This window comes from Drancourtella massiliensis (assembly GCF_016900655.1).
Taxonomy (GTDB): domain Bacteria; phylum Bacillota; class Clostridia; order Lachnospirales; family Lachnospiraceae; genus Sellimonas; species Sellimonas catena.
Genome location: NZ_JACJKH010000004.1, coordinates 85,895 through 99,712, shown reverse-complemented (window position 1 = coordinate 99,712; position 13,818 = coordinate 85,895). Strand labels below are relative to the sequence as shown.

Sequence of the window (13,818 nt, the reverse complement as noted above, 5' to 3'; positions counted from 1 at the left end):
GTTTTTAGTCCTTTCTCCTACTTACGCTTTCTCTGATAATCAGTTTTGCAGGAACGGAAACATGCATGCTGATCTCTCTGTTTGTATTGATCCGTTCGGAAAGGAGACCTACCGCCGTTTCCGCCATGAAATCCACCGGTACATGAACAGTGGTCAGAGGCGGAACGAGATATTTGGTCATGGAAATGTCGTTGAATCCGACTACGCTGATATCATCCGGCACTTTCAAACCGGCTTCCTGAACCGCTTTGTAGCATCCGATCGCCAGAGAATCATTTGCACAGAAAATCGCCGTTGGACGGTCCTTTACCGACAATACTTCCTTCCCCATCCGATAGCCCTGTTTTGGCGTAAATCCTCCGATTTTGACATATTCTTCGCGTAACAGATTTTTCTCCTTTAAATAGGAAGCAAAGATCGGCATCCGCATATCCATAATCTCTTTTCCGTCAGAATCGATATCTCTGCCGCCGATAAACGCAATCTTCTCATGTCCGGCATCCACAAGATAGTCCATGACTTTTGTGACAGAATATTTCAGATTGACTACGATGGAATCAAACAGCTCTGCATCTCCCACCGCATCAATAAATACAGCCGGTCTGCCAAACATCCGGATTTTCTCCACCATGCTTTTGCTGAATGTGCCAATACAGATAATTCCGTCCAGCTTTGCCACATCCTCCACTGCATCCTCTGATGTAATCGTCACTTTCTTAAATCCTTCTTTGTCAAGTTTCTTCTCCACCGCGATCCGTATGGAAAGATAATAGGTATCCTCCAGTTCTTCTTCCGGTGAATAAGTACAAAGAAGCCCCAGTTTCAGTTTTCTCTTTTTCCTCTTTTTATCCTTGATCTGATATTCCAGCCTGTCCGCTGCTTCAAACACTCTCCGCTTTGTTTCGTCCTGCACATTCAAGGTATCATCAAAATTCAGGACACGCGAGACGGTTGTGACTGAAACCCCTGCAATTTCAGCAATTTCTTTGATCGTAGCCATGATACTCCAATCCCCCTGTATAAACTCTAGTCTATTCTAACACATCTGTTTTTCGGCCGCAACCGCCGTGTTTTCGCATGTCCTCTCGCATTTGTATTTTTTATTCCGCCTGATATGCGGTTAAAAACCGGGCAATCAGCTCAATACAGTTCTCCACATCATTCTCATCCGCCACTTCGCACGGCATATGCATATACCGAAGCGGAATGGATACAAGAACAACCGGAACCCCTTCATTTGAAAAATGAATCTTGTCCGCATCTGTATAACTGAGTCTGCTCGCCGCTTCTCTCTGAACAGGAATTCCTGCTTCTTTGGCACAGTCTTCCAGCTTTTGGTTCCATTCTTTTACAACAATCGGGCTGTTGCAGAGAACCGGTCCCTTTCCAAGTTCCACAGTTCCCATCTCAGCCGGATTCATGCCGATACAGTCGCTTGTGTAAGTCACATCTACGACAATAGCAAGTGTCGGACGGATTCTTGTGCTGCACCAGTAAGCTCCGGTCTTTGTCGTCTCTTCCCCTGTCGTGGAAGCCGCATAAACACCGGCCTTGCAGCCTCTTTCCCTGGCACGCTTCAATGCTTCCATAATAATGTAGACACCGATTCTGTCATCCAGAGCCCTTGCTGATATTCTTCCGTTTGCCAGTTTCCGGATATGGGTATCCAGAACGATCGGATCTCCCAGGTCTACATACTTCAATGCATCTTCCCGGTCTTTAGCGCCGATATCAATCACGAAGTCTTTTGTGCTCAGATCGCTTTTTTTCAAAAGATCCCGGTACGCCTCTACCACACCGTAAACATCGCCCTTTTGGGAATGTACAATCACCTGCTGTCCCGGATATGTATGAGTCACGATTCCGCCTCTGTCAATCACCTGAAGTGTCCCCTCTTCCGTGATATTGGAGATCATCAGACCGATCTCATCCGCATGGGCGGACAGCATGATCCGTACAGGATGTTCCGGATTTATCACACAGACAAGATTGTGCATCTCATCCTCCCGGATTTCATCCGTGTACTCCTTCATTTCCATTTTGACCGCCTCCTGCACCGGTTCTTCATACCCGGATACAGAAATGCTTTTTAGAAGCCTGTTTAAAAATTCCTCATTCATTTTCTTTCACTCTTTCTGTCTTTTAGGATTCCTGCACCACCTGAAGCAGATCCGCAAATGTGCTCAGATTGTGCTCTGCCATTCCACATTTTACCGCATCTCCGATCGCCGCGCAATCCATTCCGCCGGCTTTGGCTGCTTCCACTCCCGCCTTCGCATCTTCTACAACAAGGCAGACTTCCGGCTCTTTTCCGATAAACTGTGCTGCTTTTACAAACACTTCCGGATCCGGCTTGGATTTTGTGATGTTGTTTCCGTCAGAAACGGCATCAAAATATTCGCCAAGTCCCAGCTGTCCCAGGATAAATCCTGCATTTTTGCTGGAAGAACCGATCGCAAGCAGCAGCCCTTTTTCGCGGAGCGCATCCAGTGTGGATTTTACTTCTTCGGAAAGATCCGCCGGACTCATGTTCTTTAAGAGCTCTTTGTAGATCTCGTTTTTCTTTTCTGTCCAGGATACCTTTTCTTCCCGGCTCATCTCTTTATCATATTTTTCCAGAATGATCTCGAAGCTTTCCATCCGGCTGACGCCGCGCAGTCTGTGGTTGATCGTCTCGTTAAATGGGATTTTCAGTTCATCCGCAATTGCTTTCCATGCCTGGTAATGGTATGTATCTGTAGAACAGATCACACCATCCAGGTCGAAAATTACCGCCTGATATTTCATTAATGTTTCCTCCACTATACTTCTTCTGTAGTTCCGTTGATTTTCACCTGTACCGGATTTCCTTCCAGCCTCTTCACTGTTGCATTGTTTTCTCCATCCGTATGGATTTCCAGCCATGCATTGTCATAATGAAGTCTGAAGGAAAGGGAACTCCACTCTTTCGGCATGTTCGGTTTCACGCTTAAAATGCCATCCTTATCGATGGATACTCCTGCAAATCCGAAGACGATTGTCTGCCATACGCCGCCGGCATTTGCCGCATGAATTCCTTCTCTCGTATTCTTCTGCAGGTTCAGAAGATCGATGAATGCCGCACGTTTCAGATACCGGTATGCCCTGGAATCATCTCCCACTTTCAGTCCCATTACCGAATAGATACTCGGGCTTAAGGAAGATCCGTGCAGAGTACGTTTCTCATAGTAGTCGTAATTTTCCTTCATCAGTTCCGGTTCAAACTCTTCACCAAGCAGATGCAGAAGCAGTACGACATCCGGCTGTTTCAGAATCTGTGTCTCCTGTTTTTTGCAGGTATTAAGAATTGCCGGACGGATCGGCCAGTCATTTTCATCATACTGGTCAATGACAACGTCTTTTAACTGGAAGTAGCCTTCAAACTGTTCCAGAAGGTTGGTGCCTTCTTTTCTCGGAAGATAGATCTTGCTCTGTACTTCTTCCCAGAATGTAAGCTCTTCGTCTTTGAGTCCGGTCTTTTCTACGAGTGCAGCGTACGCTTCCGGTTTTTCTTCTTTCATCTTCCGGATCAGCGCCATTACATAGCGGAGGTTCCATCTTGCGAAATAGTTGGTATACAGGTTGTTGTTTACCGGTTCATGCCATTCATCCGGTCCGGTTACCTGATTGATCTCGTACCGGTCTTTTTCTGCAATATATTCGCAGCGGCTTGCCCAGAATCTTGCGGTCTCTGTGAGGATTTCCGCTCCTCTTCCATAGAGGAAATCCATATCTTTTGTGATCCGTACATAATCATAGATTCCGTAAGCCACATCTGCTGTCACATGGTGCTCATAAACAGCTACATAGCAGCGGTAGCAGGTGCCGTCCGGCTCGATCGTCCAGTCCGGGCACTGCTCGGTTCCGTCGTCTGCGGATTCCCACGGATACTGTGCGCCTTTATAGCCATTTTTCTTTGCATTGTCTCTTGCCGCATCCAGAAGGTGGTAGCGGTAGTTTTCCATGTTCTGTGCCATCTGCGGGAATACGTAGGAGAAAAACGGAAGCATGAAAAGTTCGATATCCCAGAATGCATGTCCACCGTACTCTTCCCCGGTCAGAAGTTTTGCTCCGACGCTGACTCTGTCATCCGTCTCATTTCCGGTACTCATCAGGTGGAAGATATTAAACCGTACTGCACGGTTCAGTTCCGGGTCGCCTTCAAAGCGTACATCCGCCTCTTCCCACATGTTGTCGTACACTTTGCTGTGTTTTTCCAGCTCCGCTTCAAATCCGTCTTCACTGAAACGGTCCACTTCTTCTTTGATGGTCGTATGGAGCGCATAGGTCGGGCACTCTCTTTCTGTATACATGGAAACATATTTCACAAGACGGATTGTCTCACCTTCTGCTGCTGTAAAATCTCCAAATTCCACAGCCTGCTCACCGAACGCATTGAACATCCGGTTTCTCATGATCTTCTCTTCTCCGCGGTACGCTTCCAGCACGCATCCGCATCCCACATGGAGATGACGGTCTCTCGTTGCGGATTCCATGTAAACACCGTGCTCGCCCAGCTTTTCATTTGCTGTCAGATACATGTGTTTTACTTTGAAACGAGGCGCATCATAGAAGTTGATGATCGTTCCGTCTATGATATTTTCCACTTCGATGATTCCTTCATAGTTCACCGGTGTCACAAAAAGCTCGATTGCCATTCTGTGTACATTGTTCCGGCTCACAAATCTGCGTCCTTCGATCTTTGTGATGCGTCCTTTTCTGTCTTTGAGCACATACTGCTTGGAAAGAACGGCATGCTTCATGTCCAGTACTCTGGAGAATTCCATGATCTCGCAGTTTTCGATGCCGATCAGCTCTTTTTCCACATAAAGGCGGATTCCAAGCCAGTTCGGCAGTGCTGCCAGCTCTCTCATGAATGTTTCTGATTTATCAAACACTCCATTGACATACAGATACGGAAGTGTGATCTTTGTTCCTTCTTCAAAACTTCCCCGAATGCCCAGATACCCATTGGAGAGGGCAAACAGGCTTTCGTTTTTCAGATTTTCCTGCGGATCATACTCGTCCTGGCAGATCAGCCACTCATCCGTGCTCATGTCATTTCTCAAGTTCTCTGAAAATCGGTCTCTGATCATTGTTTCTTTTCCCCTTTTCTAGTCCAGATATTGTTTTCCGGTTTCTTCCAGGATTTCATCCCGTCCGACAATTTCCAGTGTAAATGTCATGGCAAAATCCTGTCTTTTTACCTTATATTCTTCCAGCTGTTCTTCGCCGCAGCTGTTGCTTCCAAGTCCGGAGTGACGGTAGTCCAGATGAATCACCACATCGCTGCTTCTTTCGATTTCGTGCGGATAGCGCGCTTTTTCCAGACTTTCATCCGTACAGTTGGAAAGGTTCATTCCTAGTCCGCCTTCCGTCCGGCAGAGCAGTGTCTTTGTTTCATCAGACAGCGCAAACCATTTCACCTGTTCTCTGTGTCCGTTTTCCTGCGGATACACATAACTGGTCTGCATTCCGTCTACGGTGCTTTCGTAAATTCCCATGGATGCTGCCGCATGGCTGTCCGGATAATTTTCCTGTGGTCCAAGGCCGTACCATGCTGTGTTCTGAAGACTTCCGTCCGCCTCCATGATCACGCCGATCCGAGGAAGGAATGCCGGCTCTTCTTTTCCATTCTGAACAGTCTTTCCTGTAAGCTGTACCTTCACCTGTCCGCCGGAATATACGGTGTACACATAAGAGCACTCAAATCCCCAGGACTGATTCAGGCATCCGAAATACTTGTCGATCGTCACAACAACTGCATTTTCTTTCTTTTCCCATGAGAAGTCTTCTGTCTGTTCGCTTCCCTTCTGGATAAAGTACTTATTCATCCAGTCGTCTTTCTTGTACATATCATTGTCGATCGTTGCCCGGTACAGGTTCATAACCGGTCCTTTTGTCAGGTATGTCTTTCCGTCTTTTTCCAATGCGGCCAGAGTTCCGAATACCGTATGGAATTTTGCTGTGATCCGGTCGTTTGCTACGGTAAGAATGCCGTTTTCTTCAGTAACTGTAAGCTCATTTCCTGCAGCTCTTGCCGCAAATTCATCCTGACGGATCTCAAGATCAAACTGTTTTGCCGCGATTTCATGGCCTGCCGGTGCATAGTTTGTATCGTATTTCTGGCATACCTTGATATGAAGGTAGTAGTCTTTATTCTTCCGGATCTCGAACGGTTTGACCGGAATGTCCACTGTTTCGGATTCATGAGGAAGCGCAGATAACGTACGGATTTCTCCTTCCTGTACTACCTTTCCATTCTCCTCCAGTGCCCAGCAAAGTACTACATGATCCAGTGATAAGAAATCATAGTAGTTTTTCAGAAGGATCTGTGTCCGGCTGTCCGGTACCTTGTGAATCTCTACCGGAGCAATGACCTGCTTGTACTCCAGAAGGGCAGGTGACGGTGTCCGGTCCGGCATCAATACGCCGTCGATGCAGAAGTTGCTGTTGGTCGGAAAATCTCCAAAGCATCCGCCGTATTTATAATAGGAAGTTTCATTCTCTTCCACACGGATTCCGTGGTCATACCACTCCCAGATAAAGCCGCCCTGCAGCCTTTTGTATTTTCGGAACATATCCTGGTAGGCTTTCAGTCCTCCCGGTCCATTTCCCATTGCATGGCCGTACTCGCACATTACATGCGGTTTGTTCCCTTTCATCTCGGTTTCCGCAATTTCTTTGAGTCCCTTGAGTCTTGTATACATGGTGGAGTAAACATCTGTCACTTCCGCCTCAAAATCTCCTTCATAATGAATCAGTCTTGTGCTGTCCAGCTTTCTGATTTCTTCTGCCGCACTGCGGAAATTACATCCGAAACTGGATTCGTTGCCCATGGACCACATGATGATACAAGGATGGTTCCGGTCTCTTTTCACCATACGGACACTCCGGTCCACGTATGCTTCTCTCCAGGCCGGATCATCGGAAATCCATTTGTAGTTTCCTGTCCACTCAAATCCGTGGCATTCCAGATCCGCCTCATCGATCACATACAGTCCGTACTCATCGCACAGATCATAAAAATATTCGTTAGACGGATAGTGGGAGCAGCGTACGGCATTGATGTTGTACTGCTTCATCAGAAGAATATCTTCTTTCATTCTTTCATAGCTGACTGTCCGTCCTTCTTCCGGATCATAATCATGATGGTTTGCTCCATTGAGAAGGATTACCTGTCCATTTACAAGGAACTGATTATCCTTGATCTCTACACGGCGGAATCCAGGGCGGATTGAAACGGCATCTTCTCCTGCGGTCACCGTAAGATCATAAAGTTCCGGCGTCTCCGCTGTCCACTTTTGCACGTTCGGAATCTGCGCTTCAATGTGAGCCTTTCTATCTTCTGTTTCGTATGTTCCTTTCAGGACTTCCTCCCCATGGCGGGAAAGCACCCAGTATCCTTTTCCGGACGGCTGCTTTAAAGTGATATCCATGGTGAAGATTCCTGTCTCCATGTCATCATCAAGCCCTGCGTTCACGCGGCAGTCCAGAATCGACTGTTTCGGCTCGTTGATAAGCTCTACATCACGGTAAATACCGGAAAGCCACCACATATCCTGATCTTCCAGATAGGTTCCGTCCGACCACTTGTATACCCTGACTGTGATATCATTCTCCCCTTCTTTTACATAAGAAGTGATATCGAACTCGGAAGGCAGTCTGCTTACTTTGCTGTATCCGGCATGTTCTCCGTTCACCCACACATCAAACGCGCTGTCCACTCCGTGGAATTTCAGAATCGTATCATTTTTGAGCCATGCGGCATCCAGACAGATACTCTTTTTATAGATTCCCGTCGGATTTTCCGTAGGAACAAACGGCGGATTCACAGGGAACAAATATAAAACATCTGTATAGTGCATATGGTCGTACCCGCGAAGCTGCCATACAGAAGGGACGTCAATCGTATCCCAGCCTTCTGCCGCACCCGGTGTCTGGAATCCTTCCGGTGAAAGCTCCGGTGCGTCCAGATACAGGAAACGCCATTCCCCATTCAGGCTGATTTTTGTAAGAGAATCATCATAAAAAGCGGTTCTTGCCTCTCTTCTCCCCATGGATATCAGTTCCTGATTCTCCCATCTCTTTTTTCTTCTCTGTGTCATATGTCATACTCCTTTTGTCAGTTACTCGTTATGAAATACCAGTCAGGGCAGTCGGATAGAATATCCGGCTGTCGGCCGAAGCCTTCTATCAGGCTGCCCTTTTCTTATAAAAATGCTATTTGATGGAACCGCTTGTTCCTTCTACGATGTATTTCTGTGCAAAGATAAACACGAGAATCGGAGGGATAATCATGACTACCGTAATGCACAGCATTGGAATAATGGCCGTTGTATGTACGCCCTTGAAGGATGCAAGACCGAGCGCAAGTGTGTACTTCGTTCTGTCCTGCAGGAAAATCAATGGTCCAAGGTAGTCGTTCCATACGGTGAGCATGTTCAGAACTCCTACCATGATCAGACACGGTTTCAGAATCGGCATGAAAATCTTCCAGTAAATCTGGAAAGAGTTCGCGCCGTCCAGCCGCGCCGCTTCCTCATAATCCTTCGGAATTCCCATGAGGAACTGCCTCATCAGGAAGATATTGTAGGCAGACCCGAACCAGGTCGGCACAATCAGCGGAAGCAGTGTGTTGATCCATCCGAACAGATTGAATTCCATGTACTGCGGGATCATGGTAACATCCCACGGAATCATCATGGTTGCAAGAAGAATCATAAAGAGAATATTTTTCCCTTTAAATTTGAATCTCGCAAATCCGTAGGCCACCAGTGAACTGGACAGCACGGTTCCAAGTGTCGTCATAACAGTGACAATTACAGAATTCAGAAAGTAAGTTCCGAACGGCTGTGAAGCCCATGCTTCGCTGTAGTTTTCAAAATGCCACTCTTTCGGGAAAAGGCTCGGCGGATACGCGATCGCCTCTCCTTCTGTCTTAAAGGTTGTGAGCAGCATGTATAAAAATGGTGCCAGGAAGTAAACGGCAACGATAGTCAGAAGGATGTAGAGAACAACCTTCGATTTTTTTGACATCTTCATACTTATTTACCTCCCCTTTTTTTCTTCTTGTTATCTGCTTTGACTTCAGATTCATAGAATACCCACGCGGAAGATGATTTGAATACCAGAGCGGTAAGCAGAAGGATAATGATGAACATTACCCATGCATTGGCACTGGCATATCCCATCTTGTGGTGTTTGAAGGCATTGTTGTATGTCATCAGTCCGTAGAAGTAGGTGGACTGAAGCGGTCCGCCTCCTGTCAGCAGCATAACGAGCGTTACCTGCTGGAAAGAACTGATAATGGACGTAATCAGGTTAAACAACAATGTCGGCGTGATGATCGGCAGTGTGATGCTGAAGAATTTTCTCGCCGGACCCGCTCCGTCGATGGAAGCAGCTTCATAAATCTCAGTGGAGATATTTTTCATATCCGTATAGAAAATCAGCATCATGGTTCCGACACCAAACGCACTTGCCAGAATAACGGCAAAAATCGCCCAGGCCGGGTCAACCAGCCAGTCCGGTCCCTCGATTCCGATCAGTGACAAAAGATAGTTTAAAACACCGTAGTCACTGTTCAGAATCCAGCTCCAGATAATGGAGATCGCAACGCTTGAGATTGCCGCCGGGATATAAAAGATCGCACGGTAAACCTTCACGCCGCGAAGAGGCTGCGTAATCAGCATCGCCAGGAACAGGGCAAGAATCAGGTTGAGCGGAACGAAGATTGCCGCGTAACGTAAACTGATTCCAAGTGATTTGAGCACCTGGTCATCTTGGGTAAACATTTCAATGTAATTTCCAAGGCCGACAAATACTTTCTCTCCTGTCAGCGGCCAGTCAAAGAAGCTCATGATCAATGACAGCAAAAGCGGTCCAAACGTAAATACGAGGAATCCGATGATCCATGGCAGGATAAAGAAATAAGGAGTCGCTGTTTTTAAAAATTTCTTTTTCTTCATATCGATCTCTCCTAAATATGGGAGGAGGCTGTCCTCCTCCCATTGGTTTCCTATTGAACTGCGCTCTCCAGTGCCTTATCTACAGGCTGAAGAGAGCTTGGATTGAAGATCTGTTCAAAAGAAAGCTGAAGATTCTCAGCCACTTCAGACCAGCTATCAATCAGGAAGCTTGCAGGTGTGTGTCCCTGGCTCTGTTCCAGCATGGTGTAGAATGGAGCATATTCTTCCTGTTCCATGATTCCTTCGGATTCTACGACCGTATTCAGAACCGGAAGCTCTGTACCGATACGTGCTTTGTTGCATTCTTCGTTTGTCCAGTATTTAATGAATTCCCATGCGGCGTCTTTGTGTTCGCTGTCTTTGGACATGGACAGACCGGAAGAACTCAGGATGCTGACAGAATCCTGTCCTGCATCTGCGAATGCCGGAATTGTTGTCACGCCGTAGTTTACACCGTCTTCATTAAGTGTATTGATTGCCCAGGAACCATATACATACATTGCTGTGCTGCCGGCACGGAATTCGTCTGTACCGTCACCTTCTGTTGAAGTTGCATATTCATCTTTTTCCATATCCTGGAACATCTGGAATACTTCCTGTGATTCTTCGGAGTTGATGTATCCGTCCATTTCTCCGTTTTCATCACAGTAAGATGTACCATTGCTCCACAGATACATTTCAAAGTCATACGGGTCCGGTTTCATTTGGAAAGAGAATCCCTTTGCATCTGTCTTCTCGGAGATTGTCTTTGCAGCTGCCTGCAGATCATCCCATGTCCAGTCTGCTGTCGGGTATTCCACACCTGCTTCATCAAAGATGTCTTTGTTGTAGAAGAGACAATGTGTTGTGAATCCTACCGGGATACCGTAAGTGCTTCCGTCCATCATGTTGTAATCCCAGAGTGTGTTATAGAAGTTGGATTTGTACTCGTCTCCCTCTTCAGCGATGTAGTCATCGAGTGGTTCAAGTCCATCGTAGTATGCCGGGTAATTCCACATGTACATAACGTCCGGTGTATCCCCGGATCCCATTCCGGCACTGATCTTGGTATCGAAATCACTTCCGTACGCTTCCAGTGTCACTTCGATATCATCGTGCTCTTCATTGAACTTGTCCACAAGCTCCTGCTGTTTGTCCACGTCTTCTGCTACATCCCATGTGGCAAAACGAATTTTTGTTTTTCCCCCTGAGCTGCTGTCATCGCTGCTTCCGCCGCATCCGGAAAGGATTGTTGTAGCAGACAACATCATGATACAAACTACCGCCAATTTTCTTTTCATTTTGTTTTCCTCCCTTTCGCTTTATTAGGTAAAATTAATATAGCATTTTACTTGGTAAAAGTAAACATTATTTTACTCCAGCACACGCATTTTCTCTATATTAACTATTTTTTACTTTTCTATTTTGTACATTTTGCACAAATTTAGTTCGTTTTTATATTAACAATTCACGCATTTCTGTAGTAAACATATTTCTATTTCACTAGTCAACAAAGTATGCTCATATTCCATGAGATTCCCGGTAAATTTTCCGGTCTCCGTTTACTTCTCCTTCTCGCCCGGGTATAATAAGAATATCAGCATATTTTTTCCGATTTTTAACATAGAAAGGATGATCTTATGCCATTACCAGAAGAGCACAATTACACGATCAATGATATCTATTCCCTCCCGGAAGGAGAACGTGCCGAACTGATCGACGGCACCCTGTATATGATGGCTCCGCCCAGCCGGATACATCAGGAGATCGTAGGTGAACTCTTTGCCGCGATTCACAGCCACATCAAGGCAAACGGCGGAGACTGCAGATCATTTATCGCTCCGTTTGCCGTGCTTTTAAACGAAGATGACAAAACTTATGTGGAACCGGATATCAGCGTCATTTGTGATGCCGGCAAACTCACAGACCGCGGATGCGCAGGTGCGCCGGACTGGATCATAGAAGTAGCATCACCCGGCAGCCAGAAGATGGACTATCTGACCAAACTCTTCAAATACCGTACTGCCGGAGTACGCGAATACTGGATCGTAAATCCAATGCAGGAAACCGTGCAGGTCTATTACTTCGGCGATCAGGAAGACTCTGTACAATATGCCTTTGCCGATTTTATCGAAGCAAGGGTTTTGAAAGGTTTGAACATCTGCCTTGCAGAGCTTTTGTAGATGTAAAGAGCTGAAAAAAAAGAGAAAAGAAAAAAAGAGACACTCCTGCAGAATACAGGCTTAAAAAGCCCGAATTCTACAGAAGTGTCTCTTTCACTTACTGTAAATCTATCCTTCTTTTCCCGGAATCCTTAAAGTATCTCCAGTATTTTTTCTGTCATGCTCTCCACGGTTGCCTCTTCTGCCACAGCCGTGTGCATCCCCCATCGCTTTGCCTCTTCTTCGGTTTTTCTCCCGATACAAAGAGCAAAAATTCTACCGGGATCTACCTTTCCCTGCATCGTTCTTTCAAATCCCCGGACCGTGGAAGCGCTTGTAAATGTCACCAGATCAATCTTTCCTTCCTGAAACTGCGCCACAATCTTTTCGGTCCATGCATCGTCCGCCCCGGTCCCTGTTTCATAGACCGGAATATCCACGCACTCTGCTCCGGTTTTCAGCACCGGCGGAAACAGTTCTTCTGAGGCTTCCCTTGCCCGGAACGCAGTCACAAGGTCTCCCGGCTTCGTCTGTCCGGCAAGTGCCTCCCCAAGTTTTCCTGCCTCGTAGACGTCAGGCATCAGGTCCGGTCGGATTCCCCGCTTCCCAAGTTCTCTTCCGGTTCCGCTTCCGATCACGGCAAATCTGCTGCCCCAGAGTGTCCGGATGTCCAGATTCATTTCCTCAAGGAAGTTAAAAAAGCTCCTTACTCCTGCTGCGCTGGTGAACACGATCCAGGATGTTCCTGTTTTCCGGTTTCGGATCTCTTTCAGTGCCGTAAGGATCCTTTCCTTTTCTCTCTTTCCCTGCAGCGGCTCTACCTGGATCGATGGAAATTCAATGACCTGGGCTCCCAGTCCGCGAAGTGTCCTCGCAAATGTCTGCCCCTGGCTCCTTGGTCGTGTGATGAGAATCTGTCTTCCTCCAAGAGGTCTTTGCTCCGCCCACGAAAAGCTTTCTGACAGGGCACATACTTTACCCACTACAATCACCGCCGGCGCCTGAATCTTCTCTTCCTGCACTCTCCCTGGAAGATTTTGAAGATCCGAGACAACCTTTTTCTGACAGGCCAGCGTTCCCTCCTGGATCACCGCCGCCGGAGTGTCATCCGGCATACCCGCCATTCTAAGCTTTTCACAGATCTCCGGAAGTGCCGTAACTCCCATCAGAAAAACAAGGGTAGCATCCAGACGCGCCAGTGCCTCGTAATCAATTCTGGATTCTCCGCCCTTTCTTGCATGTCCTGTAATCACATGGAAGGATGACGTATAGTCCCGGTGGGTAACCGGAATTCCCGCATAGGCAGGAACCGCCACGCTGGAGGTGATGCCCGGCACAATCTCAAAATCGATGTCTTCCTGCACCAGAAATTCCGCCTCTTCCCCGCCTCTTCCAAACACAAAGGGATCCCCGCCCTTTAAGCGGAGTACCTGCTTTCCTTCTTTTGCGAGGTTAACCAGAATCTGATTGATCTCCTTCTGCGGAACCAGATGGTGGTCCGCCCGTTTTCCCACATTGATTTTCTCCGTCTTCTCCGGAATCAGGCTCAGTATTTCCGCACTGATCAGGGCGTCATAAACGACTGCATCCGCCTCTTTAATCAAGGATGCCGTTTTCACCGTCAGAAGTCCTGCATCCCCGGGACCTGCCCCGGCTATCCAGACTTTTCCGCATTTTTTCTCTTCCAT

The 13,818-nt window shown here is 47.0% G+C and carries 10 protein-coding genes; 1 reads left to right on the top strand and 9 read right to left on the bottom strand.

The genetic code is table 11. The annotated features are described in order from the left end of the window. Positions 1-4 precede the first annotated feature (4 nt). From H6A32_RS03390 to H6A32_RS03355, 8 genes are all read right to left on the bottom strand, one after another. On the bottom strand, positions 5-1,000 hold the full coding sequence (locus H6A32_RS03390) for a LacI family DNA-binding transcriptional regulator (protein ID WP_087167208.1): 996 nt from the start codon (positions 998-1,000) through the stop codon (positions 5-7). A 100-nt stretch (positions 1,001-1,100) separates the two neighbouring features. Next, positions 1,101-2,120 (bottom strand): M20/M25/M40 family metallo-hydrolase, encoded by a 1,020-nt coding sequence (locus tag H6A32_RS03385; protein ID WP_204863762.1) that lies wholly within the window; start codon positions 2,118-2,120, stop codon positions 1,101-1,103. Between the two features lie 22 nt (positions 2,121-2,142). Continuing rightward, on the bottom strand, positions 2,143-2,787 hold the full coding sequence (gene pgmB, locus H6A32_RS03380; RefSeq protein ID WP_087252664.1) for a beta-phosphoglucomutase: 645 nt from the start codon (positions 2,785-2,787) through the stop codon (positions 2,143-2,145). A 14-nt stretch (positions 2,788-2,801) separates the two neighbouring features. Continuing rightward, a complete protein-coding gene (locus H6A32_RS03375) occupies positions 2,802-5,114 on the bottom strand; it encodes a glycoside hydrolase family 65 protein (protein ID WP_191434005.1) in 2,313 nt (770 codons plus the stop codon). 18 nt (positions 5,115-5,132) lie between these two features. Then, the gene (locus tag H6A32_RS03370) at positions 5,133-8,126 is read right to left on the bottom strand and encodes a glycoside hydrolase family 2 TIM barrel-domain containing protein (protein WP_204863761.1); all 2,994 of its coding nucleotides are present in this window, start codon (positions 8,124-8,126) and stop codon (positions 5,133-5,135) included. 115 nt (positions 8,127-8,241) lie between these two features. Beyond that, entirely contained in the window at positions 8,242-9,063 is an 822-nt protein-coding gene (locus tag H6A32_RS03365; protein ID WP_204863760.1) for a carbohydrate ABC transporter permease, read from the bottom strand. Between the two features lie 2 nt (positions 9,064-9,065). Continuing rightward, entirely contained in the window at positions 9,066-9,989 is a 924-nt protein-coding gene (locus tag H6A32_RS03360) for a carbohydrate ABC transporter permease (protein WP_138372530.1), read from the bottom strand. A gap of 50 nt (positions 9,990-10,039) precedes the next feature. Then, the gene (locus H6A32_RS03355) at positions 10,040-11,269 is read right to left on the bottom strand and encodes an ABC transporter substrate-binding protein (RefSeq protein WP_204863759.1); all 1,230 of its coding nucleotides are present in this window, start codon (positions 11,267-11,269) and stop codon (positions 10,040-10,042) included. Between the two features lie 339 nt (positions 11,270-11,608). On the opposite strand from H6A32_RS03355, the gene H6A32_RS03350 reads away from it, so the two are divergent. Next, a complete protein-coding gene (locus tag H6A32_RS03350; protein WP_204863758.1) occupies positions 11,609-12,151 on the top strand; it encodes a Uma2 family endonuclease in 543 nt (180 codons plus the stop codon). A gap of 131 nt (positions 12,152-12,282) precedes the next feature. On the opposite strand, the gene cobA is transcribed toward H6A32_RS03350, so the two are convergent. Next, the gene (gene cobA, locus H6A32_RS03345) at positions 12,283-13,818 is read right to left on the bottom strand and encodes a uroporphyrinogen-III C-methyltransferase (protein WP_204863757.1); all 1,536 of its coding nucleotides are present in this window, start codon (positions 13,816-13,818) and stop codon (positions 12,283-12,285) included.